The following is a 26,069-nucleotide window of genomic DNA, read 5'->3' on the forward strand; positions in this document are numbered from 1 at the left end:
GCGGCCCCAGCGGAACGCGCGTCCAATCAGCTAACGAGGTGATTTGGTGGTACCGCCACCCCGGCTCGAACGGGGGACCTCTAGATCCACAATCTAGCGCTCTAACCAACTGAGCTATGGCGGCGCGACCCAACAGGCGGCGGACCCTAAAAGGAACGCCTGCCGATTGCAAGCGTGAAGGCGCCGCCGCGCCCGGCCGGCCAAAGAAGCTCGAAATCCCGCGCCGGCGCGGCGGTCCGCCGTGCCCAGATTCGATGGTTAAGGATAATTAACCAATATTTGCTTAAAATGCTGTGCTGAATGGACCGCAGGTCGGGACGTGGTTAGCATTCTGTTAAGCCGTCTTGGAGAAAGCCGCAGGGGATGACCGAGATTTGCTTCAGCCCCGGATCAGGGGAAGCGGATGTCGCGGCAGCGCTAGGCAGCCTGTCGCCGCGTCTTGCGCCCGATACGCCGGCGATGGCGCTCGGCGGATGTGGAGCTCTCGCGCCCGGCGACGCCATTTTCGCCAGCGCGGCGATCATGCGCCTGTTCGGCGCGACGAAACTGCCGGAGCTGTCGCGCGCCATCGCCGCCTCCGAGGGGGCGGCCGGGCGGCTGCGTCAATTGGCGCAAACCCTGCCCCTCAACGGGCCGGCCCGGCTCGAACGGCTGCGCTTTGAAGGCGTCAAACGGCCGTTCATTTTTCTTTGCCGCAGGCTTGGCGTCGAAGGCGCCCCTTCGCTGTTTCTCGCGGCGGCGCTCGATATGCCGCATGATCTGCGCGGCTCTCGCGCGACGCCGAGGGTCGAGCCGGCCGGGATCGTCGTCGCGGGGCGGCCCGATCGCGGCGGCCCGGCGCGGTTCCTCTGGCGCACTGACGCGGAGGATCGGCTGATCGAGGTCGGTCCGCATCTTCCCGAAGCCGTCGGCGAATCCGCGCCGGAATTTGTCGGCCAGAAACTGGCGCGTCTCGTCGCCGGCTTCGATGCGGACAAGGGGATGGAGCTCGCACGGCTGTTCGAAGCACGAGAGAGCTGGAGCGGCCTTGAACTCGCTTGGCCGGTCACGGGAGCGGATTTCGTCGCGCCGGTGACGATCGCCGGCTCGCCGGTGTTCGATGCGCGCCGCCGATTGCTTGGCTTTCGCGGTTTTGGCCTGATCCACCCGCGCCGCGCCGCCGCGCGGGATGCGAAAATATTTGATTCCAAGATTATTGCGCTGCGCTCGCCGCTGGAGGCGGGCGAGGCGGCGCAGTCAAGCCCCGAGCCGGGCGCCGAGGACCCTTCGATCTCGGGCAGTCGGGCGCGGCTCGCCGATCTTGCCTGCCGGCTCGAGCAGGAGTGGCCGGCCGCGCCGCGCGCAAACCCGCGCCAGAGCGCGGCGGAGCCCGCTCCCCTCTCGAGCGACGAAAAGGCGGCGTTTGACGTTCTGCCGATCGGCGTTCTTGTCTGCGGCGAGGGCGTGGCGCTCTTCGCCAACCGGTTTCTGCTTGATCTTCTCGGCTGCGCCGACTTCGCCAGCGCCAAATTTCGCGAAGCGATCCGGCCGGCCATGACGCCCTCGTCTTCCGCCGAGCATCTCGAGCTGCGCGACGCGACGGGCCGCGCCGTGCGCCTGCGCGTCGCGCGGGCTCCGCTGCGTCGCGGGGCGCAATGGCCGGAGGCGATCTCGCTGATTCCACAACCGCCTGCGGCGCGCTCCGGCGCCGAGCCCGAGTTGAGGCGCTACCAGCGCGAGGCGCGCGAACTCAATGCGATCCTCGATACGGCGATGGAAGGCGTCGCTGTCATCGATTCGGCGGGCCGCATCAAGAGTCTCAACCGGTCCGGCGAGGCGCTGTTTTGCTACGACAAGGCCGAGGTCGCGGGCGAGCCCTTCACGGCTCTCATCGCGCCCGAAAGCCGCGAGAGGGCGCTCGCCTATTTCGAGGGACTGAAATCGAACGGGGTGGCGGAAATTTTCAACGACGGCCGCGAAATTCTCGGACTGACGCGGCAGGGTGGGCAGATTCCGATTTTCATGACGCTCGGCAAGATCGGCTCCAGCGCCGCGTCGGGGAGCGATCAGCGCTATTGTGCGCTGTTGCGCGACATGACGCATTGGAAAAAGGTCGAGCGCGAACTCGACGACGCGCGCCGGCAGGCGGAGCGGGCGAGCGCCCTCAAATCGGACTTTTTGGCCAAGGTGAGCCATGAAATCCGCACGCCGCTCAACGCCATCCTCGGTTTTGCCGAGGTGATCATTGACGAACGCTTCGGGCCGATCGGCAATGCGCGCTACAAGGATTATCTGAAGGACATCCATAGTTCTGGCTCGCTGGTGATGAGCCTCGTCAATGATCTGCTCGACCTCTCCAAGATCGAGGCCGGCAAGATGGAGCTGTCCTTCGAGGCGGTGGACGCCAACCGCATCGTCACCGAATGCGTGTCGATCATGCAGCCGCAGGCGAGCAGCGCGCGCGTCGTCATCCGGCTGTCGCTCGCGCCGCAGCTGCCGCATATCTTTGCCGATGAGCGCTCGGTGCGGCAGATCGTGCTGAATCTGCTGTCGAACGCCATCAAATTCACGCAAAGCGGCGGGCAGGTGATCGTGTCGACCGCGCTCAATGACGAAAACTGCGCCGCCTTGCGCATCCGCGACACGGGCGTTGGCATGTCGGAGGGCGATCTTGAAGTGGCGCTGCAGCCATTCGGTCAGGCGCCGCGCGCGCGCGGCTCCGGCGGCACGGGGCTTGGGTTGCCGCTGACGAAGGCGCTGGTCGAGGCCAATCGCGCCTCCTTCTCGATCAGAAGCAAGGTCCAGGAAGGCACGTTGGTCGAAGTCGCCTTCCTGCCCGCGCGGGTGGTCGCCAGTCGAAATGCGGAGCATAACTAGGCTGGAGCTTGCGGCTTCAGGGTCATCCGGGACGGCAACGAGTATTGCGGGTGCGCCAAAAAACATTTGTCGCGCCCATGGCCGAAAACCGTCGGACTGTTTACGTATGGGCGCGAGGCCCAATGAGTCTCTGCTATCGCCGCCCCGATGCGTGCCCGCGCGGTGCGATCGCCAACATTGCGGCCGGGCTCGCGGCGCGTGATTGCGCTCGGCAGAAAGCTGCATGTCATGGCCAGCCAGGCCCACCCTCTCAAGCGTTCGCCCGGCATGTGGCTTGGCGGCATCGCAATCGCCCTCATCCTCTGGTTCGCGCTTTACTGGCAGCTTCAGCCTTTCGCGCGCTGGGCGGTGGCCCAAATGCAGGCGCCGCAGGGGAGCGCGTTCGCTTCTTCGGTCGAGTTCTTCCTCTACGACACGCCCAAAGTTCTGATGCTGCTGACGCTCGTCGTGTTTGCCATGGGCGTGGTGCGGAGTTTTTTCTCGCCGGAGCGCACTCGCGCAATTTTGGCCGGAAAGCGCGAAGGGCTTGGCAATATTGCCGCTGCCGGACTTGGCGTCTTTACGCCCTTCTGTTCCTGCTCGGCGGTGCCGCTCTTTGTCGGCTTCGTGTCGGCGGGCGTGCCGCTTGGCGTCACCTTCTCCTTCCTCATTGCCGCGCCGATGATCAACGAGGTCGCGCTCGGCTTGCTCTTCGCGCTTGTCGGATGGCGTGTCGCCCTGACCTACCTTGCCTTCGGCCTGATCATTGCGATTGTCTCGGGGTGGGTCATTGGCCGCCTGCATCTCGAAGGCTGGCTAGAGGAATGGGTCCAAAATATCCGCGCTGGCGATGTCGATCTGCAGCCCGAAAACATGAGTTGGGTCGACCGGTTAGAGGCAGGCCTCGATGCCGTAAAGGAGATCGTTGGCAAGGTCTGGTACTGGATCATCGCCGGGATCGCTGTCGGCGCGTTCATCCACGGCTATGTGCCTGCCGCGCTGCTGTCGCGGATCATGGGGGCAGATGCCTGGTGGTCGGTCCCGGCGGCCGTGCTGATCGGCATCCCGATGTATTCCAACGCGGCTGGCGTCATTCCGATTGTTGAGGCGCTTCTGGGCAAGGGCGCCGCTGTTGGAACCGTGCTCGCCTTCATGATGTCGGTGATCGCCCTGTCGCTCCCTGAAATGATCATTCTGCGCAAGGTGCTGAGCATGAAGCTCATCGCCGTCTTCGTTACAGTCGTTGCCTGCGGCATCCTTGCAGTCGGGTTTCTGTTCAACGCCCTGTTTTCTTGAAAGGATTGCACGATGAAGCAAGTGAAAGTCCTGGGTCCGGGCTGCGCCCGCTGCAAGACCACGGAAGAGATGGTCAGGGCAGAGGCCGTCAGGCTCGGGGTCGACGTCTCAGTCGAAAAGATTACGGACTACGAGGCTATTGCCCAATTCGGAATTGTCTCGACGCCCGGCATCGTCATCGACGGCAAGGTGGTCCATTCTGGTGGCCTGCCCAAGGCCGATGATCTGCGGCGCTGGCTTCAGGCTTGATGGAAGATCCGCGCGGCGCCCTCATGATCGGCGATGGTCAGACTGGACTGGCTGCGGGCGCCCAACGTCGCCGTGTCGGGGTCGACCTTCAGATTTTCAACGCGGAAACCGGACCGGAGGCGTCTGGCGCCACGCGTGGGATTTCTCCGCCTGTTCCCTCGCCCTGGTTGAGTTCACTGCCTGAGTGAAGCCGGAGCGGGCGCGGAACGCTTCGCGAGCGGGGCCGTTTCTTGTGCATCTTTGGCTCAGAGGACAGATGCAATGAACGACGAAAAGAAATCCGCGGCGGACGACGAAAAAGAAAACATCGCCGCCAGAGCTGGCGCCAAGCATGCAGCCAAGGCTGCCGCCGAAGCCCGGGACGACGAACTCGAGGAAGAACTCGAGGATTCCTTTCCGGCCAGCGACCCGCCTTCGATGACCCAGCCGAGCACTGGGCCCGGCGCGCCGGATCACAAGAAAAAGTAAGACAGCATTCAGAGATGGACAGCGCCCGTCAGACGATCAGTACGGAGGCGGGCGCGACCCGAAAAGCTACGGCATCGGTTCGTGGTCTGCGTAAGGGCGATCGCTATGGTCAGTTCGGCGAGCGCCCTCTCGCCGAACTGCGCGCGGACGGGCGCGGCTGCGGCGTGATCGAGGCGCAAGTCAGCTTCCCGCTTTCATCGGCCGCCGCGCGGCGCCACGGGGCTGAAGCGCATCCGGCGCTTCAAGTCTTTGCTTGAACACAAGACGCGCGCAGCGAAAACCCTGCAGGATTCGGCGTCACGATCCGTCCGGCGTTCGACCGCAGACACGCCAGCCCGCTTCCACCCGCCGCAAACGGTTTCCACGCTGGCCGAACGGCGCTGTCGCCGTCCGCTTTCTGCTGCCCTTAGACGGCTACGCCCATGGAAACTCGATTGACCCCCATATAATCCCATGATATCCCAAATCATCCCGTCACAAATGCGTTGGCGTTGCGGTGGGGTCTGTTGTGCCGCAGGCGTGGGTTTGCTTTTTCGCCGCGGGCGGTTCTTTGCCGCGGGCGTGCGGATCTTGAGGTGGTGGGGTGGACGGTTATGTCTCGCACTACACCAACAAGCTTGACGCCAAGGGCCGCGTATCGATCCCGGCTCCGTTCCGGGCAGTGCTCGTGCGTGACGGTTTTGACGGTCTCTATGTGCATCCCTCGCTCGACCAGGAGGCGCTCGATTGCGGTGGTCACGCCCTGTTGAGGGAGATCGACGGACTTCTGTCTGGGCTGTCGCCCTATTCGGAGGAGCGCGATCTGTTTTCGACGGCGCTTATCGGGACGAGCGAGATTTTGAAAGTCGACTCCGAGGGCCGGACGATTTTGACCGAAACCCTCAAGAACTATGCAGGCGTCACCGGCGAAGTCACCTTCGTCGGACATGGACACAAATTTCAGATCTGGGAGCCGGGACGTTTTCGCGCGCATCTGGAGGAGGCCAGAAGTCGGGTGCGCGATTTACGAAGACAGCTCAGCGCCAGGCACGCAGCGCCGGAGGCTCCGCCGCTGCGATCACATGGAGCACGGGAATGAATGCGGGCAGCGGCGATGGGGATTTCCTCGCCGCTGGCGGACCGGCCCGGCACATTCCCGTGCTTCGTGATGAAATCATCGCCCTTGCCGCGCCCTGCGCGGGCGGCCTTTATCTCGACGCAACATTCGGCGCCGGCGGCTATTCGCGCGCGCTGCTTGCAACGCAAGGCGCGCGCGTACTGGCGCTCGATCGCGATCCGGGCGCCATCGCGGCCGGCGCGGGGCTTGTCGCCGAATCGAACGGACGCCTCACGCTGGTCGAGGCGCGCTTTTCCGATCTTGCCGCTGTCGCGGCAGGACTGGGGCTTGGCCCCTTTGACGCCGCGCTGTTCGACATCGGCGTCTCCTCGATGCAGCTGGACGAGGCCGCGCGCGGCTTTTCCTTCCGCTTCGACGGCCCGCTCGATATGCGGATGCAGCAATCGGGCTTGAGCGCCGCCGACCTCGTCAATGATGCAGACGAGGAGGCGCTCGCCGATATTCTCTATCATTTCGGCGAGGAGCGCGCCTCGCGGCGCATCGCCAAGGCGATTGTGATGGATCGCGCCAAGGCGCCGTTCCGCTCGACGGCCGCGCTCGCCGCGATGATCGCCCGCGTTTGTCCCGGTAAGCCGGGCGACATTCATCCCGCGACGCGCTCATTCCAGGCGCTGCGCATCGCCGTCAACGACGAACTCGGCGAACTCGTCGCCGGCCTCGCCGGCGCCGAGGCGGCGCTGAAGCCCGGCGGCCGCCTCGCCGTCGTCACCTTTCATTCGCTCGAGGACCGCATCGTGAAACTGTTCTTTGCCGGGCGATCCGGCCGCGGCGAGGCGCCCTCACGCCGCCTGCCGGGAGAGCCGATCCCGCCGCCGCCGACCTTTGCCGTCAGCGGCCGTCAGCCGGTGACGCCCTCGGTGGCGGAGATCGCCGCCAATCCGCGGGCGCGTTCCGCCAAACTCCGCCATGGCGTGCGCACCGCGGCTCCCGCACGGGCGCCGGGACGAGATCTCATGGCGCTGGCGGCGCTGCCGCAACGCGCCGCCAAGGGAAGATAGTCAGGGACGCCGCCATGGTCAGAATCTTGAACGTCCTCGCCGTCTTCGCGCTGATCGGCTCGGCGATCTACGCTTATTCGATCAAATACGAAACAATCTTCCACGCTGAACGAATCGTTAAGCTGAAACATGAGATCAAGAAGGAGCAGGATCAGATCGCCATGCTGAAGGCCGAATGGTCGCATCTGACGCGCCCGGAACGGGTGCAGGCGTTGGCGGACAAGTTCCTGGATCTGCAGCCGCTCGGTCTGCGCCAGATCGTCAGCGCCGACGCCCTGCCAGCGCGGGGCGCGAAGGGCGACGCCATCGGCGACAAGCTCGAGGCGCTGGGGCTGTCCGAGCCGACCAATACGCCGGGCGGCGGGGCGGGAGCGCCTGTGACGCCCGTGAGATAATACAAGATCCAGATTGAGATGAAATGGCTGACGGGCGCGAGACGGATCGAAATTTGGGGGCGGGCCCAGGCGGCGCGCCGAAGGCGGGTTCAGGCCGGCTGAAGGCGTTTTTCGTCAAGCTGTTTTCGACCAACCTCGGCAAGAGCCCGCTTCGGATCAAGCTCGTCGCCTGCGTCTTCATCGGCCTCTACGCCGTGATCGCCGGCAAGCTGATCTGGTTCGGGCTGCACCAGGAGCCCTCGATCGGCTCGAAGCGCAGCGGCGATATCATCGCTGCGGCCCGCCCCGACATCCTTGACCGCAATGGCGCCGTGCTTGCGACCGACATCAAGGTGATGTCGGTCTTCGCCGAGCCTCGCCGCATCATCGACAAGGACGAGGCGGTCGAACTCCTGACCGCCGTGCTGCCCGACGTCGACGCCAGCGATCTGCGCAAGCGCCTTGGCTCGCGCAAGGGCTTCATATGGGTGAAGCGCGCCGTTACGCCGCAGCAGCAGCAGGAGGTCTATCGCCTCGGCCTGCCGGGCGTCGGCTTCCTGCCGGAGAACAAGCGCGTCTATCCGAACGGCCCGATCGCGGCCCATGTGTTGGGCTTCGCCAATCTCGACGGCGTCGGCATTTCCGGGCTTGAAAAATATATCGACGGGCAGGGACTCGCCGATCTGCATGGCGCGGGCTTCAGCCTGACGCCCGAGAGTCTCGCCCCGATCACGACTTCGCTCGACCTCAAGGCGACCTACGCGGTGCGCGACGAACTCGCCAAGGGCGTCGCCAAATTCAAGGCGAAGGCCGGCGCGGTGGTGATCCTTGACGTCAATACCGGCGAAGTCGTCGCGCTCGCCTCGTTGCCCGACTATGATCCGAACACGCCGGCCGACGCGCTCGATCCGAACCACATCAACCGTGTCTCCGTCGGCGTCTATGAGATGGGCTCGACCTTCAAGGCGATCTCGGTCGCGATGGCGCTGGATCAGGGCAAGGTCAATTTGAATTCGCGCGTCGACGCGCGCTCCTCGCTGCGCTACGGCCGCTTCACCATCCATGATTTCCATGCGCAGAACCGCGTCCTCACCGTGCCGGAAGTGTTCACTTTTTCGTCCAATATCGGCGCGGCGCGGCTCGCCCTTATGGTCGGCGTCGAGGGACACAAAGCCTTTCTGCGCAAGGTCGGACAGCTGACGCGGCTGCACACCGAACTGCCGGAGACCGCCGATCCGCTCGTGCCGAAGAACTGGGGCGAACTCAACACCATGACGATCGCCTTCGGCCAGGGCCTCAATGTCTCGCCGCTGCAGGCGATGATGGCGGTCGGCGCGCTGGCCAATGGCGGCCTTCTCGTCAATCCGACCTTCTTGAAACGCGACGAGCAGGCGGCCAAGCGCAACGCGCCCCGCGTCATCAAGCCCGAGACCTCCGAATCCCTGCGCTATCTGATGCGCCTCAACGCCGAAATTGGCTCGGCGAAAAAGGCTGACATTCCCGGCTATTTCATCGGCGGCAAGACCGGCACGGCCGACAAGATCGTGCATGGCCGCTACGCCAAGGACCGCGTGTTTACGACGTTCATGGCGCTCATGCCCGCCGACAAGCCGAAATATCTGATCCTGACCCTGATGGACGAGCCGCAGGGCCTGCCGGAGACCGCCGGCTATCGCACCGCGGCGTGGAACTCCGGCGTCGTGACAGGCAAGATCATCGAACGCGTCGGCCCCTTGCTCGGCCTTCCGCCGCGCTTCGAGCTTCCGACGCAACCCTTTCCCCTTCTCGCCAAACTGGGCTATGGGATGGCCAACATTCCCCAGAGCGGCGGAAGGGAGCATTGATGCGGCTCGCCGAGCTTCTTCCCGGCGCCTCTCTCACGAATGATCTGGCCTCCCTCGATGTCGCGGCGCTCAGCTGCGACAGCCGCAAGGTGGCGCCGAAAACCCTGTTCTTCGCCGTGCCCGGAACGAAGGCGGACGGGCTCGCCTTCGCGCCTCAGGCGGCGCGAAAGGGCGCGATCGCCATCGTCGCTGGCGACGCCCCGTCCCGATCGATCGAAGGCGCGCCGGTGATCGCCGTCGCCGATGTGCGGGCGGCGCTCGCCGAAGCGTCGGCGCGTTTTTTTCCGCGTCAGCCCGAGACGATCGTCGCCATCACCGGGACCAGCGGCAAGACGTCGGTCGCGGCCTTCGTCCGCCAGCTCTTCGCCGCAAACGGCTTCGCCGCGGCCTCGCTCGGCACGCTCGGCGTCGTCGCCCCGAATGGTTCGGTCTATGGCGCGCTGACGACGCCGGACCCGATCAGCCTGCATGAGACCCTCGACGGGCTTGCGGGCTCCGGGGTGACTCATCTTGCGCTCGAGGCCTCGTCGCACGGGTTGACGCAGCGCCGGCTCGACGGCGTCCGCCTCACGGCCGGCGCCTTTACCAATCTTTCGCGCGATCATCTCGACTATCATGCGACGATGGCCGAGTATCTTGCGGCAAAGCTCGAGCTGTTCCAGCGCCTGCTGCAGCCGGGCCAACCCGCCGTGATCGACGCTGATTGCGATGTTGCGGCGGAGGTGATCGCCGCCTGCAAAGCCCGCGGCCTGAAAATTTTTACGGTTGGATCGAAGGGCGAAAGCCTGAAGCTTCTGGGCGCGACGCCCAAAGCCGCCGCGACGGCGCTTGAAGTCGCCTTTGAGGACCGGACCTATCAGGTGGATCTGCCGCTGGCGGGCGCCTTCCAAACTTCGAATGCGCTTGTCGCCGCGGGCCTCGCCATCGTCTGCGGCGTTCCGGCCGAACGCGCCTTGGCGTCATTGGCGAAAATCGAGGGCGCGCCAGGGCGGCTCGAAAACGTGGGCGAGCGCAAGGGCGCTGCCGTCTATGTCGATTACGCCCATAAGCCGGACGCGCTGGAAAAAGTGCTCCTCGCGCTGCGTCCTGCGGTCGCAGGCCGGCTTCTCGTCGTCTTCGGCTGCGGCGGCGACCGCGACGCCGGCAAGCGTTCGATCATGGGCGGGATCGCAGCAAAGCTCGCCGATTTCGTCATCGTCACCGACGACAATCCGCGCAGCGAAAATCCCGCCGCGATCCGCAGCGCCATTTTGAAAGGCGCCGCCGGTGACGCGACGGTGCGTGAGATCGGCGACCGGGCGAGCGCCATTCGCGCGGCGGTTGCCGCGCTTAATTCAGGCGATATTCTTCTTATTGCCGGGAAAGGTCATGAAACCGGCCAGATCATAGGCGACGTCACCCTGCCATTTTCGGACGCCGAATGCGCGAGAGCGGCGTTAGAGGATGCGGCGTCAAAGGACCTTGCCGAATGAGCGAAACAGCGATCCGCGAGGCAAGCTCCTCCGAGACCGGGCGCCAGAGCGAACCGCTCTGGACGGCGCTTGGCCTTGTCGCGCCGCTCGAAGCGCGCATCAGCGGCGGGGCGCCCCGGCGCGGCGCGACGGGCGTTTCCATTGATACGCGCACGCTTCGCCCCGGCGATCTCTTCTTTGCGATCAGCGGCCTCAACAGCGACGGGCATGATTATGTTGCCGCCGCGCTCGAAAAGGGCGCCCTCGCCGCGGTCGTCGATGAGGCCCACGCGGGATCTCTCGCCGGCCTTGGCCCGCTTTATGTCGTTCGCGACGAGGTTCTCGCCGCCCTCGAACGCCTCGGCGTGGCCGCAAGGGCGCGAACGAAGGCGCGCATCGTCGCCGTCACCGGTTCAGTCGGCAAGACCTCGACCAAGGAGGCGCTGCGCCTCGCGCTCGCCGCGGCGGGGCCAACCCACGCCTCGGTCGCCTCCTACAATAATCATTGGGGCGTGCCGCTGACGCTCGCCCGCATGCCAAAACAGACAGAGTTCGGCGTGTTTGAAATCGGTATGAACCATCAAGGCGAAATCACGCCGCTGACGCGGATGGCGCGTCCACATGTCGCGATCATCACCACCGTCGCCGCGGTGCATATGGAGAATTTCACGGGCCTCGCCGCGGTCGCGGACGCCAAGGCGGAGATTTTTGCCGGGCTGGAGCCGGGCGGCGTCGCTATTCTGCCGGCCGACAATCCGCAGTTCGAGCGGCTTGACGCTGCGGCGAGGCGTTCGCCGGCGGGACTTGTTGCGAGCTTCGGCGCAAACGAGCATGCCGAGGCCCGACTTCTCGACGTGAGCCTCGCCGCCGACCATTCCATGGTCGAGGCTGATATTTGCGGACAAAGGCTGACCTATCGACTCGGCGCTCCGGGGCGACACCTTGCGATGAATTCGCTCGCCGTGCTGCTCGCCGCCAAGGCGCTTGGCGTTGATCCGCGCGACGCGGCGCAGACGCTCGCCTCTTTCGCCGCGCAGCCAGGCCGCGGTCAAAGGCTGACGCTCCAGGCGTGCGACGGCGCCTACACGCTGATCGACGAGAGCTATAACGCCAATCCGGCCTCGATGCGCGCCGCCTTCGAGCTGGCCGGCGCGCTGCCGCCGCCTTCGCCCGGACGGCGCATCGCGGTCCTCGGCGACATGCTCGAACTCGGATCCGGCGCCGCCGACATGCACGCGGGACTCGCGGAGGATCTGACCGCCAATCATTTCGACCTCGTCTTCGCCGCGGGGCCGCTCTGCAAGCATCTGTTCGATGCGCTGCCCGCCGCCATGCAGGGGGAGTGGCGTGAAAGCGCGCAGATGATCGCGCCCGCCGTCGCGGCCGCGGCGCGGGCCGGCGACCTCGTGATCGTCAAGGGATCGAACGGCTCGAAGATGAGCGCCGTCGTCGAAGCGCTGAAACAGGCCGAGAGAAACGGCTCAAACGAGGGGCGGACCGCCTGACATGCTGACCTGGCTCACCCAGTTTTCGCCGCACTTTCAGCCGCTGAACCTGTTCCGCTACATCACCTTCCGCACCGGCGGCGCCACGGCTACGGCGCTGTTCTTCGTGTTCTTCTTCGGCCCGCGCATCATCGCCGCGCTGCGAATCAAGCAGGGCAAGGGCCAGCCGATCCGTCTCGACGGGCCGCAGTCGCACCTCCTCACCAAAAAGGGCACGCCGACGATGGGCGGCCTGATGATTCTCTCGGGGCTGATCGTATCGACCCTGCTCTGGGCCAATTTGCGCAATCATTATGTCTGGGTCGTCCTGTTCGTCACGACCGGCTTCGGGCTGATTGGCTTCTACGACGACTATCTCAAGGTCTCGAAGCAGTCGCATAAGGGCTTTCCGGGGCGGATCCGGCTCTTGCTCGAAGTCGGCATCGCGGGAGCGGCCTGCTACGCGATGATGCTGCTTGGCACGCCGCACACGACATCGCTCGCCTTTCCCGCGATCAATGGCTTCGCCGTCGATCTTGGCCTGTTCTTTCTCGTCGTCGGGCCCTTCGTGATCGTCGCGGCCGGGAACGCCGTCAATCTGACGGACGGGCTCGACGGCCTCGCCATCGTGCCGGTGATGATCGCCGCCGGCACATTTGGCGTCATCGCCTATCTCGCCGGCAATGCGATTTTCTCGACCTATCTTGGCATCAATTTCGTCCCGGGAGCTGGCGAACTCTCCGTCGTTACCGGCGCCGTCATCGGCGCGGGCCTCGGCTTTTTATGGTTCAATGCGCCGCCGGCGCAGATTTTCATGGGCGACACCGGCTCGCTCGCCCTCGGCGGCCTGCTTGGCGCCGTCGCCGTCGCCGTCAAGCATGAGATCGTGCTCGCCATCGTCGGCGGCCTGTTCGTTCTGGAAACGCTTTCGGTGATCGTGCAGGTGATCTCCTTCAAGCTCACCGGCCGGCGAGTCTTCAAAATGGCGCCCATTCATCACCATTTCGAACAGCTTGGCTGGTCGGAGCCACAGGTCGTGGTTCGTTTCTGGATCATTGCCTTCGTGCTGGCGCTGATCGGCCTTTCGACCCTGAAGCTGAGGTAGACATGATTCCGGTTGGCGTGTTCCGCGATCAGTCCGTCGCGGTGTTCGGCCTTGGCGGCTCGGGTTTCATCACCGCGCAGGCGCTGGTTGCGGGCGGCGCCAGCGTCTACGTCTGGGACGACAATGAGCATGCGCGCGAAAAGGCGCGCGCCGCCGGTCTCAGGATCGAAAATCTCGCCGGCGTCGACTGGCGTCGGTTCAGCGCGCTCGTGCTGTCGCCGGGCGTGCCCCTGACCCATCCAGCGCCGCATTGGACCGCTGTCAAAGCGCGCGAGGCCGGGGTTGAAATCATCGGCGACATCGAGCTGTTCTGCCGCGAGCGGCGGCGCCTCGCGCCGGATGCGCCTTTGATCGCCATTACCGGCACCAATGGCAAATCGACCACCACCGCCCTGATCGCGCATCTCTTTGCGACCCTCGGCTTCGACGTCCAGGTCGGCGGCAATATCGGCACGCCGATTCTGGCGCTGGAGCCGCCAAGCTCCGAGCGCGTCCATGTCGTCGAATGCTCCTCCTATCAGATCGATCTCGCCCCCTCGCTAGATCCGACCGTCGGCGTCCTTCTAAACATCACCCCGGATCATCTCGACCGGCATGGGACGATGGAAAATTACGCGGCGATCAAGGCGCGCCTCGTTTCGGCCGCCGACCATGCCGTGATCGGCTTCGACGACGTCTTCTGCGCGACGATTGCTTTGAGACTGCGCGCCGAAGGCCATGACGTCATCGGCGTTTCGGCCGCCGGAAAACTCGACGGGGATGGCGTCGTCTTTGAAGGCGGCGCGCTCTACTGGAAGGCGGGCGGCCGCCTCAGCCTCATCGCCGATCTGATCGGCATCGGCTCTTTGCGCGGCGCGCACAATGGCCAGAACGCCGCCGCCGCCGTCGCTGTCCTGCATGCGATCGGCCTTGACGGGGCAGGGCTCGCCAAGGGGCTTGGCTCCTTCGCCGGCCTCGCCCATCGCATGGAGGAGGTCGGCAGATATGGCAAGGCGCTGCTCGTCAATGATTCCAAGGCGACCAATGCCGACGCCGCCGAAAAAGCGCTTCTCTCCTTCGACAATATCTACTGGATCCTCGGCGGGCGCGCCAAGCAGGGCGGCATCGAGCCCTTGAAGCCGCTGTTCGGCAGGATCGCCAAAGGCTATCTCATCGGCGAGGCCAGCTCCGACTTTGCCAAGACGATCGGCGGCGTCTTTCCGGTCGCTTTCTGTCAGACGCTCGAAAACGCATTGCCGCTCGCCGCGCGCGACGCGCTCCAAAGCGCGAGCGCCGAGCCTGTCGTGCTGCTCTCCCCCGCCTGCGCCTCCTTCGACCAGTTTCCTGATTTCGAAAAGCGCGGCGACCGTTTTCGCGATATTGCGCGCGCGCTGATGGCGGAGAAGAAAATTTAACCAAAAGCGGACAAAATCGGGACGATTCGAATTAACCTTTAGGAATTGGCGATGGCGGCGCGCACGGAACGATCGGCTCTGGCCAATTGGTGGTGGACGATCGACCGCTGGATGCTGGCGGCCATTGGCGCGCTGATCGTCATCGGCCTCGTCCTGACCATGGCGGGCAGCCCGCCGGTCGCCGAACGGCTCGGCCTGCCGCCGTTCCATTTCGTTCATCGTCAGGCGCTCGCCATCTTCCCGACGATCGCCGTGATGCTGCTGGTTTCCTTCCTGACCCCGCGTCAGGTGCGCCGCGCCGCGCTCATCATCTTCGTGATCGCGATGGGCCTCATTATCGCGGCGCTCCTGTTCGGCCATGAGGTCAAGGGCTCGCGGCGCTGGATTTTTGGCGTTCAGCCGTCGGAGTTCTTAAAACCCGCCTTCGTCATTCTCGCCGCCTGGGCCTTTTCCGAAGGCGGCAAGCGAAAGGACGTGCCGGGCAACTTTCTTGCCATCATCCTCCTGCCGATGACCATCGCGCCTTTGATCCTGCAGCCCGATTTTGGCCAGACGCTGCTGATCTCGATCGTCTGGGGCGCGCTGTTCTTCATGGCCGGGCTGCACTGGTTCTGGGTTTTCGGCATCGGCGGCGCCGGCTTCGGCGGCGCGCTGCTCGCCTATAAATTCGTGCCGCATGTGCGCGCGCGCGTCCTCAAATTCCTCGATCCCGGCTCCGGCGGCGGCATCGTCGACACCTTTCAGGTCGACACCGCGCTCGACAGCTTCCTGTCCGGCGGCTGGTTCGGCAAGGGACCAGGCGAGGGCACGGTCAAGCGCATCCTCCCCGACGCGCATACCGATTTCATCTTCGCCGTGACGGGCGAGGAATTCGGCATCGCCGCCTGCCTGTTCATCGCCTCGATTTTCGCTTTTGTCGTGCTGCGCGGCCTTCTTCAGGCCTCGCGCAACGACGACCCGTTCTGCCGTTTCGCGAGCGCCGGCCTCGTTCTGATGTTCGGCATCCAGAGCGCCATCAACATGGCGGTCAATCTTCATCTGATGCCGGCCAAGGGCATGACTTTGCCGTTCATCTCCTATGGCGGCTCCTCGCTGATCTCGCTGGCGATCGGCATCGGCTTCCTGATCGCGGTGACGCGCAAGCGCCCCGGCGAACGCATCATCGCCAGCGCGCAGGCGCAGCGCGAAGGCCGGGCCGCCGCGCTCAAAGGCCATGAGGCGGCGCGGCGGGAAATCTATCCATGAGCGCAGATCGGCCTATTCTGCTCGCGGCGGGCGGCACGGGCGGACATCTTTTCCCGGCGCTGGCGACCAGCGAGGCGCTTGCCGCGCGGGGCTTTGCCGTCGAGCTTTTCACCGACGAGCGAGCGCAAAAATATGGCCAGGATTTTCCTGCGCGAGCCATTCATATTGTCAGCTCCGCCTCGCCGCGCGGCTCAGGACTGATCTCGCGCGCGACCGCGGCCCTGGCGCTCGCCCGCGGCACGATGCAGGCGCGAAAGCTCATCGCGCGCATACGGCCGCTCGCGCTGATCGGGTTTGGCGGCTATCCGAGCGTGCCGCCGGTGCTGGCGGCGAGCCAGCTCGGCGTGCCGACGGTCATCCACGAAGGCAACGCCGTCATCGGCAAGGCCAATCTGTTCCTCGCGCCCCGCGTGCGCGCCATCGCCAAGGGCTTTGCGACGCTCGACGGAATTTCCGCCGCGCTCGCCGCAAAAACCCATCTGACTGGCGATCCGGTGCGGCCGATGGTGATCGAGGCGGCGAAAATTCCCTTCCCCGATTTTTCCGATGGAAGGCTGCGTCTGCTCGTCACCGGCGGCTCGCAAGGAGCGCGGGTGATGTCGGACATCGTGCCGGCGGCCATCGAACTGTTGTCCGAAGCCGAGCGCAAAGCCCTGATCGTCGTGCAGCAGGCGCGCGGCGAGGATGAGGCGCGCGTCCGCGAAGCCTATGCAAGACTTGGCGTTGCGGCCGAGGTCAAAGCCTTCTTCGCCGATCTGCCGCTCAGAATCGCGGCGGCCCATCTCGTGATCGGCCGGGCCGGCGCCTCGACCGTCTCGGAGCTGACGGTGATCGGCCGTCCCGCCATCCTCGTGCCGCTGCCGCATGCTCTGGATCAGGATCAGGCGGCCAATGCGCGGCAGTTCGCGGCCTCGGGCGGCGCGAGCGTCGTCGCGCAGAGCGCATTTTCGCCGCAATGGCTGGCCAATGCCTTGAGCGAGGCGCAAAAAGACCTGGCGGGCCTCGCCCGTCGCGCCGAGGCGGCGAGGGGCGCGGGGATTCCCGACGCCGCGGACCGCCTCGCCGATCTCGTCCTCAGCGTCGCCGGGCATAAGGAGAAGGCCGCGCCATGAAACTTCCGCATGAACTCGGACCGATCCATTTCATCGGCATCGGCGGCATCGGCATGTCCGGCATCGCCGAGGTGCTGATCAATCTCGGCTATTCCGTGCAGGGCTCCGACGCCGCCGAGAACGCCAATGTGCTGCGTCTGCGCCGCAAAGGCGCGATCATCCATATCGGCCATCGCGCCGACAATCTCGGCGACGCCGAGGTTGTGGTGGTCTCGACGGCGATCAAACGCAACAACCCCGAGCTCGTCTATGCGCGCGAAATGCGCCTGCCGGTCGTGCGCCGCGCCGAAATGCTCGCCGAGCTGATGCGGCTGAAGCAATGCGTCGCCATTGCCGGCACGCATGGCAAGACGACGACGACTTCGCTCGTGGCCACGCTGCTCGAGGCCGGCGGCTTCGATCCGACGGTCATCAATGGCGGCATCATCAACGCCTATGGCACCAATTCGCGGTTGGGGGCCGGCGACTGGATGGTGGTCGAGGCCGACGAAAGCGACGGTACGTTCCTGAAACTGCCGGCCGACGTCGCCATCATCACCAATATCGACCCCGAACATCTCGACCATTTCGGCACCTTCGAGAACATCCGCAAGGCGTTCCGCTCCTTCGTCGAAAATATCCCTTTTTATGGCTTCGCCGTCATGTGCCTCGATCATCCGACGGTGCAGGAGCTCGTCGGCCAGATCGAGGACCGGCGCGTCATCACCTATGGCGAGAATCCGCACGCCGACGTGCGGCTTGTCGAAATCGATCTTGCCGGCGGCATGTCGCGCTTTTCCGTGATCGTGCGCGACCGCAAGAGCGGCAGCCAGACGGTGATCGAGAAAATCCTGATGCCGATGCCCGGCCTGCATAATGCGCTGAACGCAACGGCGGCCATCGCCGTCGCGCACCAGCTCGGCATGAGCCCCGACCAGATCCGAGGCGCGCTCGCAGGGTTCGGCGGCGTCAAGCGCCGCTTCACCCGCACTGGCGAATGGAACGGCGCCATCATTTTCGACGATTACGCGCATCATCCGGTCGAGATCGCCGCCGTGCTCAAGGCCGCGCGCGCCTCGACCAAGGGCCGCGTCATCGCCATCGTGCAGCCGCATCGCTACACGCGCCTGCATTCGCTGTTCAATGAATTCGCGGCCTGCTTCAACGACGCCGACGCGGTGATCGTCGCCGATGTCTATGCGGCCGGCGAAGCGCCGATCGAGGGCGCCGACCGCGACGGCCTTGTCGCCGCGATCAAGGCGCGCGGCCATCGCCTCGCCATGCCGCTCGCCCGTCCCGCCGATCTGTCGCGGCTGGTCCGCCAGCTGGCGCGGCCGGGCGATTACATTGTGCTGCTCGGGGCCGGCAACATCACGCAATGGGCCTACGCCTTGCCGGGCGAGCTCGCGGCGAACGCGGCGTAAGCGTTTGCGACAGCAGCCGGATTTATCAGAGCCTCGACCCGTGGCGTTTCCGGATTTGACGCCGGATCTACGGCGGGCGATGCCGGACCTGCGCGGCGCGCTTGCCGCAAACGCGCCGCTGTCGGGGCTGACCTTCTTTCGCACCGGCGGCCCGGCGCAGATCCTGTTCGAACCAGCCGACGAAGCCGACCTTTCCTATTTTCTGCAGCGGCTCGACCCGTCGCTCCCGGTTGTGACGCTCGGCGCGGGTTCGAACCTGCTCGTGCGCGACGGCGGGCTCAAGGGCGTTGTTATAAGGCTAGGCCGCCCGTTCGAGGAGATCGCCATCGAGGGGTTGCGCGTCACGGCAGGCGCCGCGGCGCGCGACATGAAGCTCGCGCTGGTCGCAGGCCGGGCCGGCGTCGCGGGTCTGTCGTTCCTGCGCGGCGTTCCGGGATCGATCGGCGGTGCGCTGCGCATGAACGCCGGCGCCTATGGGTCGGAGATCAAGGATCGCCTGATCTCCTGCCGCGGCGTCGACCGCGCCGGACGCATCATCGAATTCGCCAACGCCGATATGGGATTTTCCTATCGCCACAGCGCAATCGGCCCGGACATCATCTTTACCGGCGCGACGTTTGAAGGCTTGGCTGGCGAGTCTGAAAAGCTGATGGCCGAGATGGCGGAAATCACGGCGGAGCGCGGCAAGACCCAGCCGGTCAACAGCCGCACTGGCGGCTCCACCTTCAAGAATCCGCCGGGCCACAAAGCCTGGGCGCTGATCGACGCCGCCGGCTGCCGCGGCTTGCGGATCGGCGATGCGCAGATCTCCGAACTGCATTGCAATTTTCTGATTAATCAGGGGGCGGCCAGCGCGGCGGACATCGAGGCCCTCGGCGAGGAGGTCCGCGCTCGCGTCAAGGCAAAAAGCGGCGTGACGCTCGAATGGGAGATTTTGCGGGTGGGGGAGGCATGAACTTTCTCGCGCGCCTCAACCTCAAGATCCCTCATCCTGGGGAGCAGGCGAAGCCTGCGTCTCGAAGGACGAGGGATCGCTCGATGAGGTTTCGATCTTGCTCTTGCGCCGCGCAAGCGCAGACAAAGCGTCAAAATCCCCACGCATATGCGCTTTCTTTTTTGCGCGGGACCAACCCTTGATGCGCCGCTCCGCCGCGACGGCCTCATCCGTTCGCTCGTAATATTCGCTGAAGACAAGTTCGACGGGTGAGCGATTTTTCGTATAGCAGGCCTCGATCAGTCCGCGCGCGTGTTCGCTCACCCGCTCTTCGACTGAGCGATGCGTAATTCCTGTGGAATGGCTGCCATCGGCGCAGCGCAGAATGTAGATCGACGCGCCCTGCATCGGAAATCCTCGTCCTTCGAGACGCCGCTGCGCGGCTCCTCAGGATGAGGATTTCCTAAAGCTCCGCAATGCCGCCTTCACCAAAAAACGGATTTTACCAATGACCAAACATGTCGCCGTTCTGATGGGCGGGCTTTCCGCCGAGCGCGAGGTCTCGCTGCGCTCGGGCGCAGCCTGCGCCAAGGCGCTCGAAGCGGAAGGTTTTAAGGTCACGCCGCTCGACGTCGATCGCGACATCGCGCAGACGCTCGCGGCGCTGCGCCCGGACGTTGCCCTCAACGCGCTGCACGGACGCTACGGCGAGGACGGCGTGATCCAGGGCGTGCTTGAAATGCTCGCCATTCCCTATACGCATTCCGGCGTGCTCGCCTCGGCGCTCGCCATGCAGAAGGATCGCGCCAAGGATGTTTTGCGCGCCGCCGGCGTGCCGGTGGCCGAGGGCGTCACCATCGGCCGTTTCGAGGCGGCCAAGGCCCATGTCATGGCGCCGCCCTATGTCGTCAAGCCGCTCGGAGAGGGCTCGTCCTTCGGAGTCATCATCGTGCGCGCCGATCAGGCGCATCCGCCGCAGGAGCTGACGCGCGAGGACTGGGTCTATGGCGACCTCGTTCTGGTCGAACGTTTCGTCGCCGGACGCGAACTCACCTGCGCCGTCATCGGCGACAAGGCCTATGGCGTCACCGAAATCCGCGCCGCCGACGGCGGATGGTACGATTATGACGCAAAATACAAGGCTGGAGGCTCCATCCACATCCTTCCGGCGAATCTTAAAGAATTTGTTTACCAAAATGTACAAGAGTTAGCTCTTGTGGCGCACAGAGCGCTCGGCTGTCGCGGGGTAAGCCGGACTGACTTTCGCTACGACGATACGCCTCAAGGGACGGGCGAGCTCGTCGTGCTCGAAGTCAACAGCCAACCCGGAATGACCGAGACGTCGCTGGTGCCAGAGATCGCGGCATATGCCGGCATATCTTTTGGCGAGCTTGTTCGATGGATGGTCGAAGACGCTTCCTGCGATCGCTAGGCGCGAGGCAGGGCGAATTTGCGCAGATGGCTCCGTTCGGGGCGGCGCTCAAAGCCCCGGCGGCTGTCCGGCGCGCGCCAACGGCGAAGCCGCGGGCGCGCCGGCCGAGGCCGGGAGCGCGTCATCGTCTGCTCGCGCGGCTGAGCGGCAGCGGCGCGACCTTCGTCTTCGTTGCAGCGCTGTTCGCCGCGACTGGCGTCTATGGCGCGGTGAGGGGCGGCCACTATCAGACGATGATCGAGGCCTATGGGGAGCCCGCCGACATCATGGCGCGGGCGCTCGGCTTTCGTATCAAGGCCGTGACGATCGCCGGCCAGAACGAGCTCACGGAAGCAGAAATCCTCGCCGCCGCCGGCGTCGGTGAGCGCAATTCGCTTCCCTTCCTCGACGTCGCCAAGGTGCGCGAGAGATTGCGTGCAATTCCTCTCGTCAAGGAGGTCAGCGTCGCGAAGCTCTACCCCAATCGCCTGCTGATCGAGATCGAGGAGCGCCAGCCCGCGGCGCTCTGGCAGAAAGACGGAACGGTCCACATCGTAGCGACCGACGGCATGACGATCGACGATCTGCGCGACCAGCGCTTCGCCAATCTGCCGCTCGTCGTCGGCGACGACGCCAATATGAAGCTTGACGACTATCGCGCGATTTTGGAGGCGGCCGGCTCGCTGCGCGAAAGAATCAGAGCCGGAGTTTTTGTCTCAGGCCGCCGCTGGAACCTCAAAATGAACGATGGCGTCGATGTCCTGCTTCCCGAAACTGCTCCTGCCGCGGCGGTCGAAACGCTGGTCCGGCTACAGCGCGAATCACGCGTGCTCGACAAGGCGGTGTTGTCGATCGACCTGCGCCAGCCAGGCCGTATGACCGCACGGTTGACGGAAGAGGCGAGCGCCGAGCGCGTTGCTGCGGCCGCCGCGCATAAGCCAAAGTCGAAAGGCGGCCAGATATGAATTTCGATACCCTGCCGCCGCGCCTGCGTCCTCTCTCGGAACGCAAGAGCGCGATTTTATCCGTGCTGGATATCGGCACCTCGAAGGTCGTCTGCCTGATCGCGCGGCTCAATCCCAATACGTCGTCTGAGGCTCCAAGGGGGCGCACGCATCGCTGCCGCATTCTCGGCATCGGCCACCAGCGCTCGCGCGGCGTCAAGGGCGGCGCCATCATCGATATGGACGCGATCGAGGATTCGATCCGGCGCGCCGTCGACGCCGCCGAGCGGATGGCCGGCGTCGAGGTCGAAAGCGTCATCATCAATGGCACCGGCGGGCGTCTTGGCTCGCAGCTGTTAGACGCCAAGGTCGCGATCGGCGGTCGCGCGGTCGCCCAGCCCGACATCCATCGGGTGCTCGAAGCCTGCACCGCGCATGGCGGGCGCGACGGGCGCGCCGTCCTGCATTCGCTGCCGATCGGCTTCTCGATTGGCGAGACGCGCCATATCGAGGATCCGCGCGGCATGATCGGCGAAGAACTTGGCGCCGAGATGCATGTGCTCTCCTGCGACGCCGCCGCCGCGCGCAATCTGATGCTCGCCGTCGAGCGCTGCCACCTGCGCGTCGACGCCATGGTCGCAACGCCTTACGCCGCCGGCTTATCGGTGCTCGCCGATGATGAAGCAGAACTCGGCGCCGCCCTCATCGACATGGGCGGCGGCACCACCACGGTCAGCATGTTCGCCGGCGGCAATCTGACCTATGTCGACGGCTTCGCGCTCGGCGGCAATCATGTCACGACCGATATCGCGCGCGGCCTCAGCATCCGGCTTGCCGACGCCGAGCGGCTGAAGACGCTTTACGGCGCCTGCATGACGTCGGCCTCCGACGAGCGCGAGACGGTCGCGGTCGTCCAGGTGGGCGAGGACGGCGACCACCCGGCGCATCTGCCGAAGTCGAACCTCATCGCGATCATCAAGCCGCGCGTCGAGGAGATCCTAGAGGTCGTGCGCGACAGGCTGAAGGCCTCAGGTTTTCCAGGTCATGCCGGACGGCGCATCGTGCTGACGGGCGGGGCGAGCCAGCTTTCCGGCATGCCGGAGGCGGCCAAGCGCATCCTTTCGGGCCAGGTTCGCCTCGGACGCCCGCTCGGTGTGCAGGGCCTGCCGGAATCGGCCAAGAACCCCGCCTTTTCGGCGGCGGTCGGCCTGCTGGTCTATCCTCAGGTCAGCGGCAACGAACATTTCCGGCCCTCGCGGGTCCCAAGCATCGCGGCCTCTCAGTCGCCAGGCTACATGGGGCGCGTCGGGCGCTGGCTGAAGAGCAGTTTCTGATCGCCTGGGTTCAGGGAGGAGCGGACCTCCCAAAGCCCTGAGATCGAAAGGATCGCCTGAGCGTCGCGCAAAGCGGTCAGGCAATAGAGTCGAAGGCGGAACGCAAGGGGTGGCGGCCTCGAGCGCTTCGTTCAAATGAACCAAACCAATCCTGGGCGACCTTCACCGGCGCTCCAACGTCGAGAGGCCAGACGATGACGATCAATCTCAAAGCACCCGAGCTCCGCGAGCTCAAGCCGCGCATCATGGTGTGCGGCGTTGGCGGCGCCGGCGGCAACGCCGTCAACAATATGATCGTCTCGGGGCTGATCGGGGTCGATTTCATTGTCGCTAACACCGACGCGCAAGCGCTGACCTCCTCTCGCGCCGAACGCATCATCCAGATGGGCTTGCAGGTGACCGAAGGCCTCGGCGCTGGTTCGCAGCCCGAGGTCGGGCGCGCCGCGGCGGAAGAGGCGATCGAGGAAATCCGCGATCATCTGTCTGGCGCGCATATGTGCTTCGTCACCGCCGGCATGGGCGGCGGCACCGGCACGGGCGCGGCTCCGGTCATCGCGCGGGCCGCGCGCGACATGGGCATCCTCACCGTTGGCGTCGTCACGAAGCCGTTCCAGTTTGAAGGCTCGCGCCGGATGCGGCTTGCCGAATCCGGCATCAACGAGCTGCAGAAGGCCGTCGACACGCTGATTATCATCCCGAACCAGAATCTGTTCCGGATCGCGACCGAGCGCACCACCTTCGCCGACGCCTTCGCGATGGCCGATCAGGTGCTCTATTCAGGCGTCGCCTGCATCACCGACCTTATGGTCAAGGAAGGCCTGATCAATCTCGACTTCGCCGACGTGCGCGCCATCATGCGCGAGATGGGCAAGGCGATGATGGGCACGGGCGAGGCCTCGGGCGACCGGCGCGCCATCCTCGCGGCGGAGGCGGCGATCGCCAATCCGCTGCTCGACGAAGTGTCGATGAAGGGCGCGCGCGGCCTGTTGATCTCGATCACCGGCGGCAACGACCTCACCCTTTACGAGGTCGACGAGGCGGCCGGCCGCATCCGTCAGGAGGTCGACGAGGACGCCAACATCATCCTTGGCGCCACCTTCGATTCCTCGCTCGACGGCATTGTCCGCGTCTCGGTCGTCGCCACCGGCATCGACCAGCCGGCTGGCGCCTATGAGCTCACTGCCGCCGAGAACCGCATCACTGAAGTCGCCAACCGGCTGCGCGCGCAAACCGCGGCGCGGCCGATCGAGGCGGCGCCAGCGCCCGTATTTGAACATGCCGCGGCGCCCGAAGCCTATCCTTCGCCCGTTCGCGAAGCCTATGAGGAGCGCATTCCGCAGCAGACGCGCCCGCAATATGCCGCCGCGCCGCAGGGCGTCTATATTGAGGAGGCCCAGGCGCCGCAGCATCGCTACGCCGAGCCGGCCGCGCCCCAGGCGCGCGTCGACGATCATTTCGATCCCGGCCCGTTCATTCCTGCGGCGCCGGAATCGCCGGTGGTGCGGCCGCAAAGAATGCCGCAGATCGACGATCTGCCGCTGCCGGCGCAAAACCAGCTGCGCGCCCAGCGCGGCGAGGCTCCGGCGCAGCAGCATCCTCACCCCGAGGCCAAGCGCCGCTCGTTGCTGGAGCGGCTCGCCTCCTTCGGTGCGGGCCGCCAGGAGGAGGGTCCGGGCGTCGCCATCTCGCCCGAGCAACGTCAGCCGACGCCGCAGCTGCGCCTGCCGCAGCCGCGCCCGCAGGGGCCAAACCCGGTGCAGGCCGAATATGGCAAGCGTCCGCAGCAGCCGGCTCCGCAGCAGCGGCCGCCGCAACAGGATCCGCATGCGCGCGCCGCCTATCAGACCCGCGTCAGCGAAGAGGACCAGCTCGAAATCCCGGCTTTCCTGCGCCGCCAGTCGAGCTGAACGCGCCGCGCCCCTGGGTCCCGCACGGGACGCGGGGGCGGCGTCCCTTTTGAAAAATAGGTGCGGGGTATTTGTCGCTGGCCGAGGCGCCACATTAATGCCTTTGTGACGCCGCACAGCTAAATCCGCGCATGGTTGGCCTTGGCCGGCTGTTCCGGCGCAAGACACGTGTTTTTCACGGACGACGATCGAGCGATCCGCATGAACCATGCATTGAAGGCTGTTCGTTTTTTCCCCACGCGGCGCTCCATCGGGCGATCCATCGCGCGCTCCTGGGGCTTGACGCTGGGACTTGCCGGCGCGCTCGCGCTGCCCGTCGCCGCCAGCGCCGACATGCTTGATTCGTTGAACCCGATGAACTGGTTCAACGGCGACAAATACAAGCCGGAAGTCCTCAAGGATACGCCGGCCGAGGATCTCTATAATCAAGGTCTCGCCCGCCTGAAGGTGAGAGACTATCCCGCCGCGGCCAAGTCTTTCGCTGCGCTCGACAAGCAATATCCCTATTCGCAGTGGCAGAGGAAAGGTCTCATCATGACCATCTTCTCCCAATATCAAGCCGGCTCCTATGAGGACGCCATCGGCTCGGCCAAGCGCTATATCGGGCTGTTTCCGCAGGCGGCGGACGTCGACTACGCCTACTATCTCGAGGCGATGTCCTATTATAACCAGATTCCAGACATCAGCCGCGATCAGGACCGCTCGGCCAAGGCCGCCGATCTTTTTGCGCAGATCATCGAAAAATATCCGAAGTCCGAATATGTCGACGATTCGCGCTACAAGCTGCAGGTGACGCGCGACCAGCTCGCCGGCAAGGAAATGATGGTCGGGCGCTTTTATCTCAATCAGCGCAACTATGTCGCCGCCGTCGGCCGCTTCCGCGAAGTGCTCGCCAAATATCAGACGACGCGCCACGCCGAGGAGGCCTTGATGCGCCTGACGGAGGCCTATCTGGCCCTCGGCGTACCGCAAGAGGCGCAGACCGCGGCCGCGATCCTTGGCCACAACTTCCCCGATTCGGTCTGGTACAAGGACGCTTACGCGCTGCTGCGCACCGACGGGCTGGAGCCGAACGAGGACAAGGGCTCGTGGATCTCCAAAGCCTTCTCGAAACTTGGCCTCGGCTAGACCGCCGACGCCGTTCCGGGCCGCCGAACCGTCCGC

General features: G+C 65.2%; 23 protein-coding genes and 1 tRNA gene. 22 read left to right on the forward strand and 2 right to left on the reverse strand.

The annotated features are described in order from the left end of the window. Positions 1-47: 47 nt before the first annotated feature. Positions 48-124 (reverse strand) — tRNA-His (locus tag CR492_RS01110). A gap of 239 nt (positions 125-363) precedes the next feature. Here CR492_RS01110 and CR492_RS01115 point away from each other — a divergent pair. The 17 genes from CR492_RS01115 (at position 364) to murB (ending at position 19,330) form a co-directional block, all read left to right on the forward strand. Next, positions 364-2,856 (forward strand): ATP-binding protein, encoded by a 2,493-nt coding sequence (locus CR492_RS01115; protein ID WP_102841863.1) that lies wholly within the window; start codon positions 364-366, stop codon positions 2,854-2,856. A 228-nt stretch (positions 2,857-3,084) separates the two neighbouring features. Continuing rightward, on the forward strand, positions 3,085-4,131 hold the full coding sequence (locus tag CR492_RS01120) for a permease (RefSeq protein ID WP_102842322.1): 1,047 nt from the start codon (positions 3,085-3,087) through the stop codon (positions 4,129-4,131). A gap of 12 nt (positions 4,132-4,143) precedes the next feature. Next, a complete protein-coding gene (locus CR492_RS01125) occupies positions 4,144-4,380 on the forward strand; it encodes a thioredoxin family protein (protein WP_102841864.1) in 237 nt (78 codons plus the stop codon). 261 nt (positions 4,381-4,641) lie between these two features. Further along, entirely contained in the window at positions 4,642-4,848 is a 207-nt protein-coding gene (locus CR492_RS01135) for a hypothetical protein (protein ID WP_102841866.1), read from the forward strand. Between the two features lie 14 nt (positions 4,849-4,862). Then, on the forward strand, positions 4,863-5,105 hold the full coding sequence (locus CR492_RS01140; protein ID WP_102841867.1) for a hypothetical protein: 243 nt from the start codon (positions 4,863-4,865) through the stop codon (positions 5,103-5,105). A 326-nt stretch (positions 5,106-5,431) separates the two neighbouring features. Continuing rightward, positions 5,432-5,926 carry a division/cell wall cluster transcriptional repressor MraZ gene (locus CR492_RS01145; RefSeq protein WP_102841868.1) on the forward strand — a complete coding sequence of 165 codons (495 nt, stop codon included), beginning with the start codon at positions 5,432-5,434 and terminating at the stop codon, positions 5,924-5,926. Further along, complete coding sequence (rsmH, locus tag CR492_RS01150) at positions 5,923-6,963, forward strand: 16S rRNA (cytosine(1402)-N(4))-methyltransferase RsmH (protein WP_102841869.1); 1,041 nt, start codon at positions 5,923-5,925, stop codon at positions 6,961-6,963. The genes CR492_RS01145 and rsmH overlap by 4 nt, the downstream gene beginning before the upstream one ends. A gap of 14 nt (positions 6,964-6,977) precedes the next feature. Then, positions 6,978-7,358 (forward strand): cell division protein FtsL, encoded by a 381-nt coding sequence (gene ftsL / locus CR492_RS01155; protein ID WP_102841870.1) that lies wholly within the window; start codon positions 6,978-6,980, stop codon positions 7,356-7,358. Between the two features lie 23 nt (positions 7,359-7,381). Beyond that, the gene (locus tag CR492_RS01160; RefSeq protein WP_102841871.1) at positions 7,382-9,181 is read left to right on the forward strand and encodes a peptidoglycan D,D-transpeptidase FtsI family protein; all 1,800 of its coding nucleotides are present in this window, start codon (positions 7,382-7,384) and stop codon (positions 9,179-9,181) included. Then, positions 9,181-10,653, forward strand: coding sequence for a UDP-N-acetylmuramoyl-L-alanyl-D-glutamate--2,6-diaminopimelate ligase (locus CR492_RS01165; RefSeq protein ID WP_102841872.1), 1,473 nt, complete (start codon positions 9,181-9,183; stop codon positions 10,651-10,653). The genes CR492_RS01160 and CR492_RS01165 overlap by 1 nt, the downstream gene beginning before the upstream one ends. Continuing rightward, positions 10,650-12,137 carry a UDP-N-acetylmuramoylalanyl-D-glutamyl-2,6-diaminopimelate--D-alanyl-D-alanine ligase gene (locus CR492_RS01170; protein ID WP_102841873.1) on the forward strand — a complete coding sequence of 496 codons (1,488 nt, stop codon included), beginning with the start codon at positions 10,650-10,652 and terminating at the stop codon, positions 12,135-12,137. Before CR492_RS01165 ends, CR492_RS01170 begins: the two co-directional genes overlap by 4 nt. A gap of 1 nt (position 12,138) precedes the next feature. Next, positions 12,139-13,221: a phospho-N-acetylmuramoyl-pentapeptide-transferase gene (mraY, locus tag CR492_RS01175; protein WP_102841874.1), complete on the forward strand. Its 1,083-nt coding sequence runs from the start codon at positions 12,139-12,141 to the stop codon at positions 13,219-13,221. A gap of 2 nt (positions 13,222-13,223) precedes the next feature. After that, complete coding sequence (gene murD / locus CR492_RS01180) at positions 13,224-14,615, forward strand: UDP-N-acetylmuramoyl-L-alanine--D-glutamate ligase (protein WP_102841875.1); 1,392 nt, start codon at positions 13,224-13,226, stop codon at positions 14,613-14,615. Positions 14,616-14,666: 51 nt separating this feature from the next. Continuing rightward, positions 14,667-15,860: an FtsW/RodA/SpoVE family cell cycle protein gene (locus tag CR492_RS01185; protein WP_102842323.1), complete on the forward strand. Its 1,194-nt coding sequence runs from the start codon at positions 14,667-14,669 to the stop codon at positions 15,858-15,860. Continuing rightward, positions 15,857-16,972, forward strand: a complete 1,116-nt coding sequence (gene murG / locus CR492_RS01190; RefSeq protein WP_102841876.1) for an undecaprenyldiphospho-muramoylpentapeptide beta-N-acetylglucosaminyltransferase — start codon at positions 15,857-15,859, stop codon at positions 16,970-16,972. Before CR492_RS01185 ends, murG begins: the two co-directional genes overlap by 4 nt. Then, on the forward strand, positions 16,969-18,375 hold the full coding sequence (gene murC / locus CR492_RS01195) for a UDP-N-acetylmuramate--L-alanine ligase (RefSeq protein WP_102841877.1): 1,407 nt from the start codon (positions 16,969-16,971) through the stop codon (positions 18,373-18,375). The genes murG and murC overlap by 4 nt, the downstream gene beginning before the upstream one ends. 40 nt (positions 18,376-18,415) lie before the next feature. Continuing rightward, entirely contained in the window at positions 18,416-19,330 is a 915-nt protein-coding gene (gene murB, locus CR492_RS01200) for a UDP-N-acetylmuramate dehydrogenase (protein WP_102841878.1), read from the forward strand. Positions 19,331-19,351: 21 nt separating this feature from the next. Here murB and CR492_RS01205 read toward each other — a convergent pair whose 3' ends face one another. Continuing rightward, positions 19,352-19,717 carry a GIY-YIG nuclease family protein gene (locus CR492_RS01205; RefSeq protein WP_102841879.1) on the reverse strand — a complete coding sequence of 122 codons (366 nt, stop codon included), beginning with the start codon at positions 19,715-19,717 and terminating at the stop codon, positions 19,352-19,354. A 100-nt stretch (positions 19,718-19,817) separates the two neighbouring features. Here CR492_RS01205 and CR492_RS01210 point away from each other — a divergent pair, with 100 nt between their 5' ends. The 5 genes from CR492_RS01210 to CR492_RS01230 all read left to right on the forward strand — a co-directional run bounded on the left by CR492_RS01210 (position 19,818) and on the right by CR492_RS01230 (position 26,033). Continuing rightward, positions 19,818-20,741, forward strand: coding sequence for a D-alanine--D-alanine ligase (locus CR492_RS01210; RefSeq protein WP_102841880.1), 924 nt, complete (start codon positions 19,818-19,820; stop codon positions 20,739-20,741). A 26-nt stretch (positions 20,742-20,767) separates the two neighbouring features. Next, the gene (locus CR492_RS01215; protein ID WP_348626696.1) at positions 20,768-21,685 is read left to right on the forward strand and encodes a cell division protein FtsQ/DivIB; all 918 of its coding nucleotides are present in this window, start codon (positions 20,768-20,770) and stop codon (positions 21,683-21,685) included. After that, on the forward strand, positions 21,682-22,998 hold the full coding sequence (gene ftsA / locus CR492_RS01220; protein ID WP_102841882.1) for a cell division protein FtsA: 1,317 nt from the start codon (positions 21,682-21,684) through the stop codon (positions 22,996-22,998). Before CR492_RS01215 ends, ftsA begins: the two co-directional genes overlap by 4 nt. A gap of 194 nt (positions 22,999-23,192) precedes the next feature. Next, positions 23,193-24,905: a cell division protein FtsZ gene (gene ftsZ, locus CR492_RS01225; RefSeq protein WP_102841883.1), complete on the forward strand. Its 1,713-nt coding sequence runs from the start codon at positions 23,193-23,195 to the stop codon at positions 24,903-24,905. 201 nt (positions 24,906-25,106) lie between these two features. Beyond that, complete coding sequence (locus tag CR492_RS01230) at positions 25,107-26,033, forward strand: outer membrane protein assembly factor BamD (RefSeq protein WP_245411920.1); 927 nt, start codon at positions 25,107-25,109, stop codon at positions 26,031-26,033. The last annotated feature ends 36 nt before the right edge of the window (positions 26,034-26,069 follow it).

This window comes from Methylocella silvestris (assembly GCF_002891535.1).
GTDB lineage: Bacteria > Pseudomonadota > Alphaproteobacteria > Rhizobiales > Beijerinckiaceae > Methylocapsa > Methylocapsa silvestris_A.

Excerpts from the sequence above, each read along its gene's own strand:
- CR492_RS01115 (WP_102841863.1), top strand. The coding sequence starts at position 364 with ATGACCGAGATTTGCTTCAGCCCCGGATCAGGGGAAGCGGATGTCGCG.
- CR492_RS01120 (WP_102842322.1), top strand. The coding sequence starts at position 3,085 with ATGGCCAGCCAGGCCCACCCTCTCAAGCGTTCGCCCGGCATGTGGCTT.
- CR492_RS01125 (WP_102841864.1), top strand. The coding sequence starts at position 4,144 with ATGAAGCAAGTGAAAGTCCTGGGTCCGGGCTGCGCCCGCTGCAAGACC.
- CR492_RS01135 (WP_102841866.1), top strand. The coding sequence starts at position 4,642 with ATGAACGACGAAAAGAAATCCGCGGCGGACGACGAAAAAGAAAACATC.
- CR492_RS01140 (WP_102841867.1), top strand. The coding sequence starts at position 4,863 with ATGGACAGCGCCCGTCAGACGATCAGTACGGAGGCGGGCGCGACCCGA.
- rsmH (WP_102841869.1), top strand. The coding sequence starts at position 5,923 with ATGAATGCGGGCAGCGGCGATGGGGATTTCCTCGCCGCTGGCGGACCG.
- ftsL (WP_102841870.1), top strand. The coding sequence starts at position 6,978 with ATGGTCAGAATCTTGAACGTCCTCGCCGTCTTCGCGCTGATCGGCTCG.
- CR492_RS01160 (WP_102841871.1), top strand. The coding sequence starts at position 7,382 with ATGGCTGACGGGCGCGAGACGGATCGAAATTTGGGGGCGGGCCCAGGC.
- CR492_RS01165 (WP_102841872.1), top strand. The coding sequence starts at position 9,181 with ATGCGGCTCGCCGAGCTTCTTCCCGGCGCCTCTCTCACGAATGATCTG.
- CR492_RS01170 (WP_102841873.1), top strand. The coding sequence starts at position 10,650 with ATGAGCGAAACAGCGATCCGCGAGGCAAGCTCCTCCGAGACCGGGCGC.
- mraY (WP_102841874.1), top strand. The coding sequence starts at position 12,139 with ATGCTGACCTGGCTCACCCAGTTTTCGCCGCACTTTCAGCCGCTGAAC.
- murD (WP_102841875.1), top strand. The coding sequence starts at position 13,224 with ATGATTCCGGTTGGCGTGTTCCGCGATCAGTCCGTCGCGGTGTTCGGC.
- CR492_RS01185 (WP_102842323.1), top strand. The coding sequence starts at position 14,667 with ATGGCGGCGCGCACGGAACGATCGGCTCTGGCCAATTGGTGGTGGACG.
- murG (WP_102841876.1), top strand. The coding sequence starts at position 15,857 with ATGAGCGCAGATCGGCCTATTCTGCTCGCGGCGGGCGGCACGGGCGGA.
- murC (WP_102841877.1), top strand. The coding sequence starts at position 16,969 with ATGAAACTTCCGCATGAACTCGGACCGATCCATTTCATCGGCATCGGC.
- CR492_RS01205 (WP_102841879.1), bottom strand. The coding sequence starts at position 19,717 with ATGCAGGGCGCGTCGATCTACATTCTGCGCTGCGCCGATGGCAGCCAT.
- CR492_RS01210 (WP_102841880.1), top strand. The coding sequence starts at position 19,818 with ATGACCAAACATGTCGCCGTTCTGATGGGCGGGCTTTCCGCCGAGCGC.
- CR492_RS01215 (WP_348626696.1), top strand. The coding sequence starts at position 20,768 with ATGGCTCCGTTCGGGGCGGCGCTCAAAGCCCCGGCGGCTGTCCGGCGC.
- ftsA (WP_102841882.1), top strand. The coding sequence starts at position 21,682 with ATGAATTTCGATACCCTGCCGCCGCGCCTGCGTCCTCTCTCGGAACGC.
- ftsZ (WP_102841883.1), top strand. The coding sequence starts at position 23,193 with ATGACGATCAATCTCAAAGCACCCGAGCTCCGCGAGCTCAAGCCGCGC.
- CR492_RS01230 (WP_245411920.1), top strand. The coding sequence starts at position 25,107 with ATGAACCATGCATTGAAGGCTGTTCGTTTTTTCCCCACGCGGCGCTCC.